The organism is Desulfosarcina alkanivorans, assembly GCF_009688945.1.
GTDB lineage: Bacteria > Desulfobacterota > Desulfobacteria > Desulfobacterales > Desulfosarcinaceae > Desulfosarcina > Desulfosarcina alkanivorans.
In genome coordinates this window covers 3,983,789-4,001,477 of sequence record NZ_AP021874.1, presented here as the reverse complement: position 1 = coordinate 4,001,477, position 17,689 = coordinate 3,983,789, and the positions used below count along the sequence as shown (strand labels likewise).

At 56.7% G+C, this 17,689-nt stretch carries 14 protein-coding genes; 2 read left to right on the top strand and 12 right to left on the bottom strand.

The window, feature by feature from the left end:
- Window positions 1-44: 44 nt before the first annotated feature.
- Together DSCA_RS17555 and DSCA_RS17550 are read left to right on the top strand one after the other, a co-directional pair.
- Window positions 45-449 carry a winged helix-turn-helix transcriptional regulator gene (locus tag DSCA_RS17555; protein WP_155317659.1) on the top strand — a complete coding sequence of 135 codons (405 nt, stop codon included), beginning with the start codon at window positions 45-47 and terminating at the stop codon, window positions 447-449.
- Between the two features lie 311 nt (window positions 450-760).
- Window positions 761-1,165 carry an SMF family protein gene (locus DSCA_RS17550; RefSeq protein ID WP_155317658.1) on the top strand — a complete coding sequence of 135 codons (405 nt, stop codon included), beginning with the start codon at window positions 761-763 and terminating at the stop codon, window positions 1,163-1,165.
- Between the two features lie 585 nt (window positions 1,166-1,750).
- On the opposite strand, the gene DSCA_RS17545 is transcribed toward DSCA_RS17550, so the two are convergent.
- The 12 genes from DSCA_RS17545 to DSCA_RS17490 form a co-directional block, all read right to left on the bottom strand.
- Entirely contained in the window at window positions 1,751-2,818 is a 1,068-nt protein-coding gene (locus DSCA_RS17545) for a hypothetical protein (RefSeq protein WP_155317657.1), read from the bottom strand.
- Window positions 2,808-5,138: an SNF2-related protein gene (locus tag DSCA_RS17540; protein ID WP_155317656.1), complete on the bottom strand. Its 2,331-nt coding sequence runs from the start codon at window positions 5,136-5,138 to the stop codon at window positions 2,808-2,810. The genes DSCA_RS17545 and DSCA_RS17540 overlap by 11 nt, the downstream gene beginning before the upstream one ends.
- A gap of 57 nt (window positions 5,139-5,195) precedes the next feature.
- Entirely contained in the window at window positions 5,196-5,987 is a 792-nt protein-coding gene (hypB, locus tag DSCA_RS17535) for a hydrogenase nickel incorporation protein HypB (protein ID WP_155317655.1), read from the bottom strand.
- Between the two features lie 2 nt (window positions 5,988-5,989).
- A complete protein-coding gene (gene hypA, locus DSCA_RS17530; protein WP_155317654.1) occupies window positions 5,990-6,343 on the bottom strand; it encodes a hydrogenase maturation nickel metallochaperone HypA in 354 nt (117 codons plus the stop codon).
- Window positions 6,344-6,803: 460 nt separating this feature from the next.
- On the bottom strand, window positions 6,804-7,673 hold the full coding sequence (gene sucD, locus DSCA_RS17525; RefSeq protein ID WP_155317653.1) for a succinate--CoA ligase subunit alpha: 870 nt from the start codon (window positions 7,671-7,673) through the stop codon (window positions 6,804-6,806).
- A gap of 27 nt (window positions 7,674-7,700) precedes the next feature.
- Entirely contained in the window at window positions 7,701-8,867 is a 1,167-nt protein-coding gene (sucC, locus tag DSCA_RS17520; protein ID WP_155317652.1) for an ADP-forming succinate--CoA ligase subunit beta, read from the bottom strand.
- A 396-nt stretch (window positions 8,868-9,263) separates the two neighbouring features.
- On the bottom strand, window positions 9,264-11,309 hold the full coding sequence (locus tag DSCA_RS17515) for a pyruvate carboxylase subunit B (RefSeq protein WP_155317651.1): 2,046 nt from the start codon (window positions 11,307-11,309) through the stop codon (window positions 9,264-9,266).
- Window positions 11,310-11,367: 58 nt separating this feature from the next.
- The gene (locus DSCA_RS17510; protein ID WP_155317650.1) at window positions 11,368-11,577 is read right to left on the bottom strand and encodes a hypothetical protein; all 210 of its coding nucleotides are present in this window, start codon (window positions 11,575-11,577) and stop codon (window positions 11,368-11,370) included.
- A gap of 43 nt (window positions 11,578-11,620) precedes the next feature.
- Window positions 11,621-13,174, bottom strand: coding sequence for an acyl-CoA carboxylase subunit beta (locus tag DSCA_RS17505; protein ID WP_155317649.1), 1,554 nt, complete (start codon window positions 13,172-13,174; stop codon window positions 11,621-11,623).
- Between the two features lie 168 nt (window positions 13,175-13,342).
- Window positions 13,343-14,329, bottom strand: a complete 987-nt coding sequence (gene meaB / locus DSCA_RS17500; protein WP_155317648.1) for a methylmalonyl Co-A mutase-associated GTPase MeaB — start codon at window positions 14,327-14,329, stop codon at window positions 13,343-13,345.
- Window positions 14,330-14,436: 107 nt separating this feature from the next.
- Complete coding sequence (gene scpA, locus DSCA_RS17495) at window positions 14,437-16,569, bottom strand: methylmalonyl-CoA mutase (RefSeq protein WP_155317647.1); 2,133 nt, start codon at window positions 16,567-16,569, stop codon at window positions 14,437-14,439.
- Between the two features lie 180 nt (window positions 16,570-16,749).
- Complete coding sequence (locus tag DSCA_RS17490) at window positions 16,750-17,349, bottom strand: TetR/AcrR family transcriptional regulator (protein ID WP_155317646.1); 600 nt, start codon at window positions 17,347-17,349, stop codon at window positions 16,750-16,752.
- Window positions 17,350-17,689 lie beyond the last annotated feature (340 nt).

The following is a 17,689-nucleotide window of genomic DNA, read 5'->3' as shown; positions in this document are numbered from 1 at the left end:
ATTCAATATTCAGTTGTTTGGGGTGAATCAATCGGTTTGCACAGTTGCCGATCAACGATCACCAGCGCTTGGCCTTGGTCTATCTCAAACAGAATCATGACATCGACAACCAGGACTATCGCCGGTTGAACCGCGTGGATATGATGACCGCCGGGAGTGATTTGCGGGGCTTGGTGCAGGCGGATCTTGTGGAACAGAGCGGTGTCGGCCGATGGACCAAATATCGTTTGAAGGTTTCAGTGGCTGAAAATGGCGATTCGCCAATAGGGGAAAACGAGAAAAAAATTATAGGCTACATTCAACAGCAGGGCTCAATCACCAATGCCGAATGCCGCGAACTGTTAGGTACCAATCTTGACGAAACATCCTACATCCTGAAAAAAATGACCGATAAAGGGGTAATCAAGCGGTTGGGGAAGGGGCGATGGACCCGGTACGAGTTGCCTTGATTTCTATTTGGAATTCTATTTGGAATTTTTCCAAATAGAATTATTCAAATATTTCAGTTGTATGAACGCCATATAGGGTTCTATTTGGAATTCTATTCGTAATTTCCAAATAGAATTACGAATAGAATTTTATCGTCATGAGCAACCCAACTCAGAAAATCAAAACGAGCGAATCAACCTGCCCGGCGGCCTTACTAAAGGGTGAAATCTCCTCCCGTTTTCAAAGCTTTTGGACCATTGGCAACCTTGATATCCTCAATGACAACTTGTTGGGCATTTTCTGCTCGATCCGATGCCCCGGCAAAATCATTTTGAACACCTACGATTGCATGCGGCTTTTGCGCGACGCCGGCGTCCCCGTTGTCAGCGGTTTCCATTCTCCCATCGAAAAGGACTGCCTGGATATCCTGCTGAAAGGCGACCAGTCGATTGTCGTCTGTCCGGCGCGCAGCATCGCTCGGATGCGGATTCCGAGCGTATGGAAAAAGCCGATCGATCAGGGCCGGTTGCTGATTTTGTCGCCATTCGACGAAAAACAGAAACGGCCCACCGTATCGACTGCCCAGCAACGCAACAATCTGGTTGCCATGTTGGGAAGCCGTTTTTTGATTCCCTATGCCGACACCAGCGGCAAACCAGAGCAACTTGGCAGGAAGATCATCCAGGCTGGGAAAGGGGTCTATACATTTCTATCAGGAAAAAGCCGTCTGGTTTAGTTTGGTGCGGAAATGATCAAACCCACAATAGAAGGAATAAGGGCGACGGTCAGTAATTGTCATTATGTCCCATCGTATTAGTTTTATAAAAAAACCCCCATCCCCAAGAGCAAACAATATATAAAATTTAGAAGCTGGGGCGGCCGATGCGTTCGGTCATATAAACGGATTGAGCCAAAAGCGATTCCTTTTGCCCCTTCGTCACGGGCCTGAGCATCGCAGACAGCGGCGACCTTGGGCCTGTGGCTGTTTGAGCGCAGCGAGTTCCACAGGACCCGCCGGTGGCGAGAAGCGCAAGGGATGTCCCGTGACGCGGGCGGCTTCTTTTGTTTCGTTTTCTTGGCCGCACAAGAAAATGAAAAACGGAATTTGATCGTTTTAAAATTACAATTGCTGGGCGACGGTCTTCCTTGACCGCTGCATATACTGCATGTATGCATTATACACGATATACAAAAATTGAGGATTCCATGGCACTCAATATCACAAATCAGAGAGTCGAACAGAAGACGATCCACGCTGGAAAAAATTGCATCCGCATTGGACATCAGCGCGGATCAATTGACCGAGTGAAAAATGGGATAATTATGACCTGGTATTGCAGGCGGGGCATATCTGTGCGCATTCGGGACACAGCAGATGCAGCCGGTCGCAGAAATGGATGTCGGTCGCGGCTTGCCCGCAGCCATTGCAAACCAGGGGATCAAGGGATTTGTCGATGGGATTGTAGAACAGGGTGAAGGGCTTTTTGCTGCGGCCGATGGTGGCCTGACAGAACAACTTGACGGCTGGGGTGCGGATCAGCATGGCACCGCTGAGTTCTATCTTGACCTTGATGCTGTATTTCTTGAACAGGTCATCTTTTTTCTTGGCCATCTCTTCCGGTATCAGCGCAATTTTTTCTCTTCGCTCCTGAATCAACTGCTTGGACATGCCGCTGCGCTTCAAATTGTCCCTCATCTCCTGCTTCAAGTCGGCATAGTATGCCTCCAGGTTGGCCACATCCCTCCTGAAGCGGCGGTTCATGCTGTCACGGAAGGGCTGGATTTCCGCTTCTACCCATTTGGGTGCCTGACGGCTGACCCAATCAATGATGGCATCGATTTTTCCCGCTTCAAACGGGCTGCAGGGGCCATCCGGCTCAAATTCCTTTTCGGTGGTCTCCAGCATTTCCTCAAGGTTGCCGACCGGCGCACCGGTTTCGATGTTGAAGGCCCGGGGAATCAATCCCTCTTTTTGTTCGTCGCTTTGAGCCAGAAAACGGCAATTCAGCAGCAGGTATTCGGTGAGTACTTCGGCGGTGTTGTTCACGCCGACAATGGCACCGTGAAAGGTGAACCGCTCCTGGATCAGCCGGTCGAAGCCCTGGCTTTTGAGGTAGTGAAAGGCGAGACGAACAATGGTCAGGGGAATCTGCTCTCCGGCGGCCTGGATGATGGTTTCCAGCAGCGGAGAGCCATAGTTGACGCTGTAACTATCCGGCGACTCGCCTTCAACGGCCAGGTGGCAATACTCAGGAATACCGAACCGCCGTGCCAGATCCCCTGGAACCAGCAGATCCAGACCTGAGCCACGTTTTTCGACCACCGCACCCCGGCAGACAAAGAAACGTTCGACAAACGATTCCAGGGTGTGGTTCGGATCAGAGTTCAAAATTCTCTCCGAAAAGATTCTCGTCCAACTGTTTTGTTGTGTGGTAGCGTGTTTTGGAGCGCTTGAGCTGCGTGGCCAATTGGTCGAAGCCCTTTTGACGTTCTTCCGGCAATGCCGCATCCATCCATATATTGTACACCCGGTCGGAAAAATCCTTTTCGCCGCGAACGCGTCCGAGGATCATTTCAATCTCGCCGATCACCATCTCGAACATGTTGATTTTACGATCCAGGATATCCAGAATGTAATCTTCGATGCTGTTGGCCGAGCAGAGGTTGAAAATGCGCACCTCATTTTCCTGTCCGATGCGGTGAATCCGGCCGATACGCTGTTCGATTTTCATGGGATTCCAGGGCAGGTCATAGTTGATCATCTGGTGGCAAAATTGCAGGTTGCGTCCCTCGCCGCCGATTTCCGTGGTGACCAGAATATCGGTTTGCTCCTTGAATTGCTCTATCTGTGCATCCTTTTCCGCGTTTTTCATTTGGCCGTGAAACATCGCATGGGGTATCTTTTTCCAGGCCAGGTAATCAGAGATATGCGCCAAGGTGCCCATGTACTTGACAAAGATAATTTTTTTTCCCGGTGCACTGTGAATGATGTTGAGCAGGACTTTGTTCTTCTGGGTATCGCCCATGGACCGTGTCAGATTGCGGATGGCCCCTATCTGTTTTTCATGGTCCAGCAGCAGTTCCTTGTTGCCCAGCATGCGCGAAAGAGTCGATTCCACTGCCTGTGGTGAAGATCCGGCTTCGGCCAACAGGTGTTTGAGCAGTAGCTTGTTGCCTGTCCCGCTGGTCTCATTGATGGATTGAACCAAGGTGGTGATGCGGTCGTAAAGCTCTTTTTCCGCACCGGTGGGCTCAATCCTTATGGTTTCGGCAAAGCGTGGGGGAATATTGATTTTTGCCACGGCCCGGGTGTTGCGAATCATCACCTGGCCGAGAAGTTTCTTGAGCCGGCTGCGGTTTTGCGGGCTGGTCGGATCCCCCTTGGTCATGAACCGCTCGCGAAAGGCTTTGGCCGTCTTGAGTTGGCCCGGCTTGAGCAGGGTGATCAGGTTGTACAACTCCATGAGGTTGTTTTCCACCGGCGTGGCGGTCAACAGGAGCAGGAACCGTTTTTTAAGCGCGTTGACCAGCTTCCAGTTGAGGGTATTGCGATTCTTAAGATGATGGGCCTCATCCACGATCACCATGTCATATTCCCGGCGGGTCACGGCATCGACGTTGCGCTTGGATTTTGCCTGATTGATGGAGGCCAGAATAAACGGCAGGTTCCAGAACGCGTGATTGGACTTGCGAAAATCCAGGTCGTCGGTGGATGCAAAATCAAGAGCGAATTTGGCTTTCAGTTCTTCCTGCCACTGGCTGACCAGTGGGGTGGGGGTCAGGATCAGGGCACTTTTAACCATGCCACGCTGAACATACTCTTTCAGGACCATGCCGGCTTCGATGGTCTTGCCCAGCCCCACCTCGTCCGATAGAAGGGCGCGTCCACGAAAGGTTTTTAACACTTTGCGGGCCGTCTCTTCCTGGTGCCAGAACGATTGGACACCCATGAGGGTCGACAAGCAGATCAGGTTCTCGAAGGACTCCCTGAAGCGGATACGCTGGGCCTCCAGGGCAACGTCATACCGTGCGTGGGATGACGCCATGCCTGCGGATAGATGCGTTTGGAAGGAATCCCGGTCGATGACCACGCTTACGGGAATTTCAGGCAAGGACGGTTCTGACGCGGGAGGCCTCGGGTGTACCGACCGGGGACTGGCCACCTGAGGTTTGTTTTTGACCGCTTTTTTCTTGACTTGCTTTTTGGGGGGCGAAGGCCGGCCGCTTACTTCATTCTGCAATTGGAACAGGCAATATTCACGATTGTGTTTCGCATCCCTGTTGAGTCGACGCTTATTGGGAATGTTCATGGAGGGGAGCCGAACGATCAGGCGATCGATCGTTTGAATGGCCAGTTCGAAATCCCCTTTATCGATCAGCAAATTGGTAAAATGGGGCAATAGCAGGTCATCCATCTGACCACAGCTGTACAACCGCATGATGCCGTCAAACTGGAGCTTTGGGTTCTTCATCCTGAATCCCAAATCAACCAGGGCCCTGATGTAATCGAGGTCATTCGGAGCCAGCTTCAGCGTTTTTTTAATAAAATGCAACGCTTTGTCAAAATTTCCCTGCTCCTTGTACCATTGGGATTCGGCGTAAAAAAAATCTGCTTTGTCCAAGCGGACTTCAGCATGTTGGGCCTTCTTGCGGGCCTGAAGCTTGTTTTTGCGTTTGGCTTTCTTTTTTTGTGTTTTGGTGGTCGGCATGGCTTTCTACAGGACAATGCGTGGCAGACGATCCAATCAATCCAACCGAAACCGACATCACCCTTTCAACTTGGCATCTACCTGCTCCTGCAGCCACCCGATCCATTCGTCAAAGCCTTCTTCGGTTTTGGCGGACATTTCGAAAACGGGCATGCCCGGGTGGATCTGGCCGATCGATTTGCGCGCCAGGTCCATGTCGAAATCCAGGTAGGGCAAAAGGTCGATCTTGTTGAGCAGGGTGGCGTCGCACTCGCGGAACATGAGGGGGTACTTGGCCGGCTTGTCTTCGCCCTCGGTGACCGAGAGGACCACCACACGCTTGTCCTCGCCGATATCGAACTCGGCCGGGCAGACCAGGTTGCCGATGTTCTCCACGATCAGCAGGTCGATGGCATCCAGGTCCAGGCCGGCCACGGCCCTTTCGACCACATGGGCCGCCAGGTGGCAGTCTCCGCCGAATTCATCGGTGTTGATCTGGATCACCGGGGCACCGGACCGGGCCAGGCGGTCGGCATCGTGGGTGGTGCAGATATCGCCCACGATCACGGCGCAGCGCAGCTCCGGCATGATGCGGGCCAGGGTTTTCTGCAAGGTGGTGGTCTTGCCCGAGCCCGGCGAACTCATCATGTTGAGCACGAAGACCTTTTTTTCGTTAAAGACGGCCCGCATGCGGTCCGCCATGATGTCATTGGCGTCCAGCACCCGCCGGACCACCTTGATTTCACGGGTGCCCGATTTCCGGGACTCAACGTCATGTCCGTGGTCGTGATGGTGGTGATGGTCGTGGGAACCGTGTTTTTTATGATCGTGATGATAGCGTCGGGTGATGCGATTGGCGAAATTCCACATGGTCAATCCTTGTCCTCGATTTCAATGGACTTGATGTCCAGTTCGCGGCCCGAGAGAATGTCGATGGCCCCGCTCTGGCAGTTCTTGCAGGTAAACACCGGCTCCGTGACGGTCCACTGGGTCTGGCAGTCCCTGCACCGGGCCACCACGGGCATTTCCTCTACGGCCAGTTCGGCCCCTTCCAGGGGCGTGTCCTTGATCACCAGATCAAAGCAGAACCGCAGGCTTTCCGTCACGATGGCCGACAGCTTGCCCACCTGAAGGTTGACTTTGCGGACCTTGCTGCCCTGCATATCTTCCGGGATCGAAGCTTTGGCGATGTCCACGATCTCCATGGCGATGCCCATTTCGTGCATGGTTTTCTCCGAGGACCGAGGTTAGATAACGGATGCCTGAAAACGGCGCTTGGTGATCCAACCTGCCTTGAAACACATCATTCTATTCCCCCTCACCCTGTCCCTCTCCCCCGGGGGGCGAGGGGACGCCAGCACGACCGTTGTAAAAATATTGGGATAAACCGCACGTGTCGTCTCCCTCTCCCATTGAGGGGATAGGGCCGGGGTCTGGGGTGTTCAATTTCAACGCAGATCAATTACCATCTGGCCGAAATTAGATCAACTGCCAAAAAACCACGGACGGCCTGCAAAGACCGTCCGTATAGAAAAAGATCAATTCAATCGGAATCAGAAATGGCAGATTTCGCCCGAGTTCAAAGCGGGTGGTGGATTCGAACCGAAGGAATATTGTGAATATTTCGAGTATTCGGATCCGCCGCCCAACACAGAAATCGGGTAAGAGATGCCCTTTCCATCCCGGCTATTTAAAGGTTTCGGCGCAGACATCGCTCAGATACGCCAGGTTCTCGCACACATGGATCCCGTTGGCCTTCATGGCCGCCACCTTGCTCTGGCCGGTGCCGCTGCTGCCGCTGATGATGGCGCCGGCATGGCCCATGCGCCGTCCCGGAGGCGCGGTCAGGCCGGCGATGAAACCGACAACCGGTTTGGTGACCTCGGCCTTGATGTAGTCGGCCGCATTTTCTTCCGCGTCGCCGCCGATTTCGCCGATCATGACGATGCCTTCGGTGGCCTCGTCGGCCTGGAAGCGCTCCAGGCAGTCGATGAAGTTGGTCCCGTTGACCGGGTCGCCGCCGATGCCGATACAGGTGGTCTGGCCCAGGCCGGTGGTGGTCAGGGCGTGGACGGCTTCATAGGTCAGGGTGCCGGATCGGGAGACCACGCCGATTTTGCCGGGCTGGTGAATGACGGCGGGCATGATGCCGATTTTGCATTCGCCGGGGGTGATGATGCCGGGGCAGTTGGGACCGATGAGGCGCACCGGTTTGTCCTTGAGGTAGTTTTTCACCCGCATCATGTCCATGACCGGAATCCCCTCGGTGATGCAGACGATCAGGGGCACTTCGGCATCGGCCGCTTCCATGATGGCGTCAGCGGCAAAGGGCGGGGGCACGAAAATCATGCTGGCATTGGCACCGGCGATCCTGACGGCATCGGACACCGTATTGAAAACGGGAACGTCGTCCATCTTCTGGCCGCCCTTTCCGGGCGTCACGCCGGCCACCACCTGGGTACCGTAGTCCACGCATGCACGGGTATGGAACTGGCCTTCCTTTCCAGTAATACCCTGCACCACCAACTTCGTTTCCTTATTGACAAGTATGCTCACGATTCATTCCTCGCTTGTTTGTGGGAGTTACTGGATGGCTTCCTTCAACTTCTCGGCTGCGTCCTTGAGGTCTTTGGCGTTGATCAGGTCCAGGCCCGAATCCGCCAGGATCTGGCGCCCCTCTTTCAGGTTGGTGCCTTCCATGCGGATGATCACCGGCACGCGCAGGCCCACCTTCTCGGCGGCCTGGACCACGCCGTTGGCCAGCCGGTCGCAGCGCAGGATTCCGCCGAAGATATTGATCAGGATTGCCTTGACGTTTTCGTCGCTCTGCAGGATGCGGAAGCCGTTTTCGATCTGCTCGGCGCTGGCGCCGCCGCCCACGTCGAGGAAGTTGACCGGATTGCCGCCGGCGTACTTGATGCAGTCCATGGTGGCCATGGCCAGTCCGGCGCCGTTGACCATGTTGCCCACGTTGCCGCCTTCGCCAAGATGGATGTAGTTCAGGCCGTGGCTGCCGGCCTCCACTTCGGTGGGATCCTCTTCATCCAGATCGCGGTACTCTTTTACGTCCGGGTGACGGTAGAGGGCGTTGTCGTCGAAATCCATCTTGCCGTCCAGGGCGATGACATCGTCTTCCGCGGTGATGATCAGGGGGTTGATCTCCACCAGGGAGCAGTCGTAGTTGACGGCCAGGTTAAACAGGTTCTTCAGCAGGACGGTGAAGGGTTTCATGGAAGCTTTGGGCATGTTGAGCCCGAACGCCGCCGCCCGCAGGTGGTAGCCCTGGATGCCCACGTTGGGATCCACATACACCTTGATGATCTTCTCCGGGGTTTTCTCGGCCACATCTTCGATGTCCATACCGCCGGCTTCCGAAGCCATGATGATCATCTTGGCGGTGGCGCGGTCCGGCAGAATGCTGAGGTAGAGTTCCTTGGCGATGTTGAGCCCCTGCTCGACCAGCAGCTTTTTGACCCGTTTTCCGCCGGGACCGGTCTGCTTGGTGACCAGGTTCATCCCCAGAATGCTGCCGGCGTAGTCGTCGAATTCCTGTTCGTTCTTGGCCACTTTCACGCCGCCGCCCAACCCGCGGCCTCCTGCGTGGATCTGGGCCTTGACCACCACCGGATAGGATCCCAGTTTTTCAGCGGCCGCCTTGGCCTCTTCGACGGTAAAGGCGACCTGACCGTCGGGAACGGCCACGCCGTTCTTGCGGAACAGTTCTTTGGCTTGGTATTCATGAATTTTCATGGATGGGCCTCTTTCTCCTTAATTCGATAGGGTTGCGGATAGTGTCTTTGGAAAGGCCAGAGGGAGGAAGCTGTCAGCTGACTGAATACTGCGATGACCGATAACGCCGTCCAAAAACATTATCTTGAAGTCTGTAACGGAGGAAACGTTGGGTTCATCGATCGTAAAAATCCGGCTGAAAAAGGATGAGCACGGTCGTGAGCCGCAGGCGGGTGACCATGCTCATTTATTCAGTGCCCATCCATAAATGGTTCTTTTCCCGATATCAGCGCTATGCTCAAAATTTTATCCTCGGAATATCAACACGATGCCTGCGGTAAAATTTTTCGCCTGCTTTGATCTCGGCCAAAATTCCCCATTTCTGGATGGACACTGTTCAGTCACATGACTTCCGGCTTAACCGACCACGCAGAGCACATCTCCCTTGGCCACCGAGTCTCCCGATCCGTAGTTGATCGCTTTGACCGTTCCGCTGGCCGGCGCGGCCAGGGCGTTTTCCATCTTCATGGCTTCCAGGATCACCAGGGTCTCCCCTTCGTTGACCGCGTCGCCCACTTTTTTCTCGTACTTGACGATCATGCCGGGCATGGGGGCGGGCAGGGGGGTGCCGGCGGCGTCTGCCGCCGCAGGGGCAGCGGGCGCGGCTTCGGCTTTCTTCTCGGGCGCGGCTGCCGGCGCAGCTGCGGCCGGTGCGGCCGGTGCGGCAGCGGGCGCAGCTGCAGGGGCAGCTGCAGGGGCGGGCGGTGCGGCCGCCGGAACGGCGCCGGACAGCTGAATCTGCTGGGCGTATTGCAGCACCGGGCTGCCGCCGACTTCGTCCACACCCACTTCAAAGTACTCGTTGTCCACGAACACATTGAAGGTGCGTGTGTTCTCACCCTTGGCCGGAGCGCCCTTCTTCTTCTCAACCAGTTCGCCGGCCTTGGCTTTTTTAATCAGCTCGTCCTTCTTCCGGACCTCATCCATGGTGATGGGTTTGACTGATGCGGGCGGCTCTTCCTTGCCGTACTTCCACTGCAGGAACTTCTTTCCGGTGACCGGGTAGATGGCGTAAAGCACCAGGTCGTCCTTATCCACGGCCAGGTCGCCGATCTCTTCCTTGGCCTTCTCCAGTTCCGGTTCGAGCACTTCGGCGGGCCGGCAGGTGATCGGCTCTTCGCCCCGTTCGTAGCCCTTGAGGGCCTTTTTCTGAACCTCTTCGTTGATGGGCACGGCGGTCTTGCCGTAGAGGCCGTAGCACAGGTCCTTGACCTGGCCGGTGATCATCTTGTAGCGCTCTTCCGGGGTGTCGAAGAGCACGTTGTTGACCGTCTGGATGCCCACGATCTGGCTGGTGGGCGTGACCAGCGGAATCTGGCCCAGGTCTTTGCGGACCCGCGGCAGTTCCTTGTACACCTCGTCGATCTTGTCCAGGGCGTCCATGTCGCGCAGCTGGTTGACCAGGTTGGAGAGCATGCCGCCGGGGGTCTGATGGAGCAGCACGTTGATGTCGATGATGGACATCTTGGAATCGTCCAGCAGGTGTTTGTACTTGGGCATGACTTCTTTTTCGAAGATCTCGTTGATCCGGGCCAGCAGGTGGATGTCGAAGCCCGTGTCGCGGCTGGTTCCCAAAAGGCTCATCACCAGCGGCTCCACGGCGGCGTGGGAGGTGCGATAGGCGTAAGGCGTCATGACGGTGTCGATGATGTCCACACCCGCCTCGATGGCCTTGAGGTGGCTCAGCGGAGACATGCCGGAAGTGAAGTGGCTGTGCAGGTGGACGGGCAGCTTGACCGCCTCCTTGATGGCCTTGACCACGGCATAGGCATCGTAGGGGGCGATGAGACCGGCCATATCCTTGATACAGATGGAGTCGGCGCCCATGGCATCCAGGTCCTTGGCCTTGTTCACATAGTAATCCAGATTGTAGACCTCGCCGCCCAGACGCGGTTCGGTCAGCGTGTAGCAGATGCAGCCCTGGAAGTGCCGGCCGTACTCCTTGATTTTGGGCACCACGGTCTCGAAATTGCGGTAGTCGTTGAGGGCGTCGAAGGTGCGGAAGATGTCCATGCCGTTTTCGCAGGCGCGGTCCATGAAGGCGTTGGCCACGTCATCGGCGTAGTTGCGGTAGCCGACCAGGTTCTGGGCCCGCAGCAGCATGGAGAATGGGGTCTTTTTGAAGTAGCGTTTCAGGGTGCGGATCCGTTCCCAGGGATCCTCGTTGAGGAAGCGGTGCATGGTGTCGAAGGTGGCGCCCCCCCAGGTCTCCACGGCCCAGAAGCCCACCTGGTCCATCAGTTCGGCCACCGGGATCATGTCCTCGGTGCGGCCGCGGGTGGCAAACAGGCTCTGGTGGCCGTCGCGGAGGCTCAGATCCATGATCTTCACCGGATTTTCCGCTTTCGGCCGGTTCACGTCGTAGTTCATGCTGGTCATTTTGACTTGATCGTGGTCACTCATCGTATGGGTCTCCTCTTAAAAATTGGAAGTGGGTTAACATGTTCGGTTCCGGTCGGCCTCAGCGCAATCGGTTAAAGGTTTTCATCTGCATCAGGTTGCGCATTTGCATCATGCCCTGCCTGCCGGACAGGCTCCACAGGTTGCCCTGGTCAAATCGGCGGGGTTCGGGCCGCTTGGGCGGCGGCATGACCAGCGCTTCCTCTTCGGTCTGGATATAGGCCGATACCGCGGCAACGGCGGCGGCCAGCTTTTTCTCATTTGCGTCCATATATCACACCTTTTAGGGGTTGGTTAGCGTTTGACGTCGGCCGCTACGTGGGGATGTTGCCGTGCTTTTTCGGTGGCCGCAGTTCCCGTTTGCTGCACATGACTTCCAGGGCGTCGATGAGCCGCGGCCGGCTCTCGGCCGGCTCGATAACCGCATCGATGTAGCCCCGCTGGGCGGCGCAGTATGGATTGGAGAACAGGTCCTCGTATTCGGCGATCTTCTCGGCCCGTTTGGCCTTGGGATCGTCGGCGCCCTTGATCGCTTTGCGGTGGATGATGTTGGCGGCACCGGCGGCACCCATGACGGCGATTTCGGCGGTGGGCCAGGCAAAGGCAAAATCGGCTCCCAGGTCCTTGGAGCACATGGCCAGATAGGATCCGCCGTAGTCCTTGCGGGTGACCAGCAGCAGCTTGGGCACGGTGGCTTCGCTGTAACACCACAGCAGTTTGGCGCCGTGGCGGATAATGCCGCCCCATTCCTGCTGGCTGCCGGGCAGGTAGCCGGGGACGTCGGCGATGGTGAGCAGCGGGATGTTGAAGGCATCGCAGAAACGGATGAACCGGGTGGCCTTGTCCGAGGCGTTGATGTCCAGGCACCCGGCCATGACCATGGGCTGGTTGGCGATGATGCCGATGCTGCGGCCGTTGAGGCGGGCGAAGGCCGTCAGGATATTGGTGGCGAAGTGCTGATGGGGTTCGAAAAAGGTCCCGTTGTCCACGATGGCGCGGATCACGTCGCGCATGTCGTAGGACTGGTTGGGGCTGTCCGGGATGATCGTGTTAAGCGCTTTGTCGGTTCGGGTGGGGTCGTCGCCCGTCTCCACCACCGGCGGCTCTTCCATGTTGTTGGCCGGCAGATAAGCCAGCAGGCATTTGATCTGGTTGATGGCGTCTTCGTCGCTTTCGCAGGCGAACTGGGCCACACCGCTCTTTTCATTGTGGGCCATGGCGCCGCCCAGGTCCTCGAAGTTGATCTCTTCTCCGGTGACCGATTTGATGACCTCAGGACCGGTGATGAACATGTAGCTGGTGTTCTTGACCATGAAGATATAATCGGTCATGGCCGGTGAATAGACCGCACCGCCGGCCGTTGGCCCCATGATGGCCGAGATCTGTGGAATGACGCCGGAGGCCACCGAGTTGCGATAAAAGATCTGGCCGTAGCCGGACAGGGCGTCGACCCCCTCCTGAATGCGGGCGCCGCCCGAGTCGTTGATGCCGACAAAGGGGACGCCGGCTTTCAGGGCCATGTCCATGACCTTGCAGATCTTCTTGGCCTGCATTTCGCCGAGGCTGCCCGCCCGGGCGGTAAAGTCCTGGGCAAAGGCGAACACCGGCCGGCCATCCACGAGGCCGTGTCCGGTAACGACGCCATCGGAAGGAATGTCAACATCCTCCATGCCGAAATTCACGCAGCGGTGCCGGACGAACATGTCGATTTCCCGAAACGTTCCCTTGTCGAACAGTTTTCCCATGCGTTCACGGGCGGTCAGCTTGCCTTTTTCCTTGTGCTTGGCAACCAGTTTTTCCCCGCCCATCTCAAGGATGCGGGCTTCCCGCGCCTTGAGATCCTTGATTTTTTCCTTCACAATACCCATGTCACATTCCTTTCACCTGAAGTGCAGAACTCATTGACTAGCTGGCGGGTGAGGATAAAAGTCATCCGGCAACTGGCCACAAATTATATATAACTAAAATAAACAAAAGGTTAAAAAATAATTCCCCATGTCAGACGGGCCTGAAAACAATCTTCCAATTTTCTAGACTCAGCGATCCTTGTCAAGCAAAAAAAGGAGCGTGTCCGCGCCGACGGTGGGAGAGAGGTCTCCCCGTTCCACGGATGCTTCGATGTCTCCCAGGCGGTCGCTGATGGCCGGATTGTCGTAAAACCGTTCCTTGAGCCCGTCTTCGATGCGCGACCACATCCAGGCCAATGACTGGCGGCGACGTTTTTCGTCCAGTTCTCCGGTGGCGGACAATCGCTTGCGGTAATCCAGGATGGTCTCCCATAGTGTGTCCACCCCGTCCAATGTCAAGGCGCTGCAAGTCAATACCGGGGGGGACCATGTGTGCGTGGCCGGGTTGAGCAGGTGCAGGGCCATCTCATAGGATCGCCGGGCTTTTTCCGCCTTTTCCCGGTTGTCGCCGTCGGCCTTGTTGATGGCCACCGCGTCGGCCAGTTCCAGCACGCCTTTCTTGATGCCCTGCAGTTCATCGCCGGCTCCGGCCAGCATGAGAACCAGGAAAAAATCCACCATGGAGGCCACCGTGGTTTCAGACTGTCCCACCCCCACGGTTTCCACGACCACCACATCGAACCCGGCGGCTTCACAGACCAGCAGCGTTTCACGGGTCATGCGGGCCACCCCGCCCAGGGTGCCGCCGGAGGGCGACGGGCGGATAAATGCACCCGGGGCAACGGACAACCGTTCCATGCGGGTCTTGTCCGCCATGATGCTGCCGCCGCTGCGGGTGCTGGACGGGTCGACAGCCAGCACCGCCACCCGGTGGCCCTTCTCCACCAGCATGGTGCCGAAGCTTTCGATGAAGGTGCTTTTGCCGACCCCGGGAACACCGGTGATGCCGAGGCGGATGGCCGTCCCCGTGAACGGGAGCAGCCGGTCGACCACGGTGCGCCCCAGTTGCCGGTGGATGGGATGCGCGCTTTCGATCAGGGTGATGGTCTTGGCCAGGATGCGGCGGTTGCCGGATCTGACGCCGTCGATGTAATAGTCGGGATCTTTTCCACCCATTGGAAAATGGCCCCCATTCTGGCTTGCTGAGTCATTGGCAACCCGCTCCCCCGCCGCACCGGAATGGCCTGGCGACGGGGGAGCGGGCGTATGCGGACCCAGTGCGATTATGCGTTGCGGTTGTCCAGGGCGTTGAGCACCTTGTTGGCCGATTCGGTAATGGCCGTTCCGGGTCCGAAGACGCCCACGGCACCGGCCTGGTAGAGAAAGTCATAGTCGCCCGGTGGAATCACGCCGCCGACGATGACCTGAATGTCGTCGCCCCCGGCTGCCTTGAGCGCCTTGATGAGCTGGGGCACCAGGGCCTTGTGCCCGGCGGCCAGGCTGGATGCGCCCACCAGGTGGACGTCGTTTTCCACCGCCATTTTGGCCGCTTCCTCCGGCGTCTGGAACATGGGGCTGATATCCACGTCAAAGCCCAGATCGGCAAAGGCCGTCGCCACCACCTTGATGCCTCGGTCGTGGCCGTCCTGGCCCATCTTGGTGAGCAGGATGCGCGGCCGTCGGCCCTCTTTGTCCATGAAGCCGTCGGTGCGCTTGCGAATGGCCTCGATCACCTCGTTGTCGGAATATTCGGACGCGTAAACCCCGGAGATGCACTGGGTGGTGGCCACGAAGCGGCCGAAGACTTTTTCCATGGCGTCGGACACCTCGCCCACCGTGGCCCGGGCGCGGATGGCCGCGATGCTGGCGGCCAGCAGGTTGCCGTCGTTTTCGGCCGCCTGGGTGACCCCGCCCAGGGCGTTGCGGACGGCGTCGTCGTCCCGGTCGGCCTTGAGCCGCTTGATCATGCGGATCTGGTCTTCGCGCACCTCGTCCGAGACTTCCAGCACGTCCATGGGGGTATCTTCGTCGAGTTTGTATTTGTTGACGCCCACGATGACATCCAGCCCCTGGTCGATGCGGGCCTGCTTGCGGGCCGCCGATTCCTCGACCCGCAACTTGGGCATGCCGGTTTCGATGGCTTTGGCCATGCCGCCCAGTTCTTCGACTTCATCGATGATTTTGCGGGCTTCCTTGATGATTCCGTCGGTGAGGGCCTCGATGTAGTAGGAGCCGCCCAGCGGATCGACCGTGTGGCATACCTGGGATTCTTCCTGGATGATGATCTGGGTATTGCGGGCGATGCGGGCCGAAAAGTCCGTGGGCAGGCCGACGGCCTCGTCAAAGGAGTTGGTGTGCAGGCTCTGAGTGCCGCCCAGTACCGCAGCCAGGGCTTCCAGGGTGGTGCGGATGACGTTATTGTAGGGGTCCTGCTCGGTGAGGCTCCAGCCCGAGGTCTGGACATGGGTCCGCAGCATGGAGGATTTGGGGTTTTTGGGATTGAAGGGCTTGATCAGCTCGTGCCACAGGAAGCGGGCTGCCCGCAGCATGGCGATTTCCATGAAAAAATTCATGCCCACGCCGAAGAAAAAGCTCAGCCGCGGGGCGAAGGCATCGATGTCCAGCCCGGCGGCAATGGCCGCGCGGACATATTCCAGTCCGTCCGCCAGGGTGAAGGCCGTCTGGAGTACGCTGTTGGCGCCGGCTTCCATCATGTGGTAGCCGCTGATGCTGACCGTGTTGAACTTGGGCATGTTTTCGGAGCAGTAAGCGATGATGTCCGAAACGATGCGCATGGAGGGGGTCGGCGGGTAAATATAGGTGTTGCGGGTCAGGTACTCCTTGAGGATGTCATTCTGGATGGTGCCGGAAAGCTGCTCCTGCCTGACGCCCTGTTCTTCGGCCGCCACGATATAGCCGGCCATGATGGGCAGCACCGCGCCGTTCATGGTCATGGAGACGCTCATTTTGTCCAGGGGGATCTGGTCGAAGAGGACTTTCATGTCTTCCACCGAATCGATGGCGACTCCGGCTTTGCCCACATCGCCCATGACCCGGGGGTGATCCGAATCGTAGCCGCGGTGGGTGGCCAGGTCAAAGGCCACCGACAGGCCCTTCTGGCCGGCGGCCAGGTTGCGGCGGTAAAAGGCATTGGATTCTTTGGCCGTGGAAAAACCGGCGTATTGGCGGATGGTCCAGGGGCGCCCGGCATACATGGTGGCCATGGGGCCGCGGACGTAGGGGGCGAAACCGGGCAGGGTATTGACATGGGGCATGCCTTCCAGGTCTTCCGCCGTATAGAGCGGATTGACCCGTATCCCCTCAGGGGTGTCCCACGCGAGGTCCTCCAGGGGTCTTCCCCTGAGCTGCTTGGTGGACAGGTCTTTCCATTTTTGCAAATCGGGATGTTCTGACATGGTGTGCTCCTTTTGTTAAAACGGTTGATCGGTTTAAAATGGTGATATCGGCCCCCCGGCAAACCCCATCCTGTCAACATCGTAACGCAAACGCGAATCAGTACCCACACCCCGGCACCCGGTAAAAACAAATTAACCCGCTGTCATCACTGCTCCATTCCAATGGTTAAAGTAACTTTTTTACCGGCCGCCATCACCGGGATTGGAAATGGCCCGCCAGACCATGTCGAAAAGCATGTTGGCCTGATCGGTCAATCGGCCCTGCTGCCCCCTGGAGATCCACATGGTAAAGGCACGCTGCACCGTCCCCAGCATGACGTCCAGCAGTACGCCGGCACGAACATTGGGATCGAGCTGACCTTCTTTCTGGCCCTTGCGCATCACCTCCAGGTAGAGGTTGATCATTTTTTTCTGCTGGAAGGATTCGTCCGCCATCCAGGTTTTCATGGGCAGGGTCATGAAAATGATTCTGGCCAGACCCGGGTTGCGTTCGTAGTAATCCAGCTGGAGCCAGAGCACCTTGCGCATCTTTTCCTTGAGGTCCTCGATGCCCTGAAGATGATCGTAGATGCGTTCGGTCAGTTTGCCCAGCCAGACGTCGACAAAGGCAAAGACCAGGCGCTCTTTGGATCCGTAATGTTTGTAAATGGTGGAAAAGCTTACACCCGCCCGGTTGGCCACGTCACGGATATTGGCCTTGTGAAAGTCGGAGTGGGAAAAAATGTCCAGTACGGCCTGTTCCAGCCGCTGGTAGACTTCCGGTTTAAGAGGTGCAAACATTGTTATGAGGGTTCCGATCTTTTGATCCCGTCAGGAGATCGGCTTTTGTTTAACTTATATAAATTTATACTAAAAATATTTTTTTAGATGCTTTTTTTAAACGCGAATAATGGCTGTGAATAATGATGTTTCTTGTTTAAATAACGTTTATTCATTTGTAATTTATGCATAAAATTATATTGTATAGACTGGCTCTTTCAAAAAGAGTAACAATGTTATTGCGCCTGGACGTTAGACCGCCGGTTAATCCTCTGTCAAGAATAATTTTATGAATATTGTTCATTGCATGAATTTGCAACGGGCGGCTGGTCGGTGGGCGGGCAACCCATTTGTGACGCCT

Coding starts and splice junctions, on each gene's coding strand:
- hypA (WP_155317654.1), bottom strand. CDS start 6,343: ATGCACGAAATGGGCATCGCCATGGAGATCGTGGACATCGCCAAAGCT.
- sucC (WP_155317652.1), bottom strand. CDS start 8,867: ATGAAAATTCATGAATACCAAGCCAAAGAACTGTTCCGCAAGAACGGC.
- hypB (WP_155317655.1), bottom strand. CDS start 5,987: ATGTGGAATTTCGCCAATCGCATCACCCGACGCTATCATCACGATCAT.
- meaB (WP_155317648.1), bottom strand. CDS start 14,329: ATGGGTGGAAAAGATCCCGACTATTACATCGACGGCGTCAGATCCGGC.
- DSCA_RS17510 (WP_155317650.1), bottom strand. CDS start 11,577: ATGGACGCAAATGAGAAAAAGCTGGCCGCCGCCGTTGCCGCGGTATCG.
- DSCA_RS17490 (WP_155317646.1), bottom strand. CDS start 17,349: ATGTTTGCACCTCTTAAACCGGAAGTCTACCAGCGGCTGGAACAGGCC.
- DSCA_RS17540 (WP_155317656.1), bottom strand. CDS start 5,138: ATGCCGACCACCAAAACACAAAAAAAGAAAGCCAAACGCAAAAACAAG.
- DSCA_RS17505 (WP_155317649.1), bottom strand. CDS start 13,174: ATGGGTATTGTGAAGGAAAAAATCAAGGATCTCAAGGCGCGGGAAGCC.
- DSCA_RS17515 (WP_155317651.1), bottom strand. CDS start 11,309: ATGAGTGACCACGATCAAGTCAAAATGACCAGCATGAACTACGACGTG.
- scpA (WP_155317647.1), bottom strand. CDS start 16,569: ATGTCAGAACATCCCGATTTGCAAAAATGGAAAGACCTGTCCACCAAG.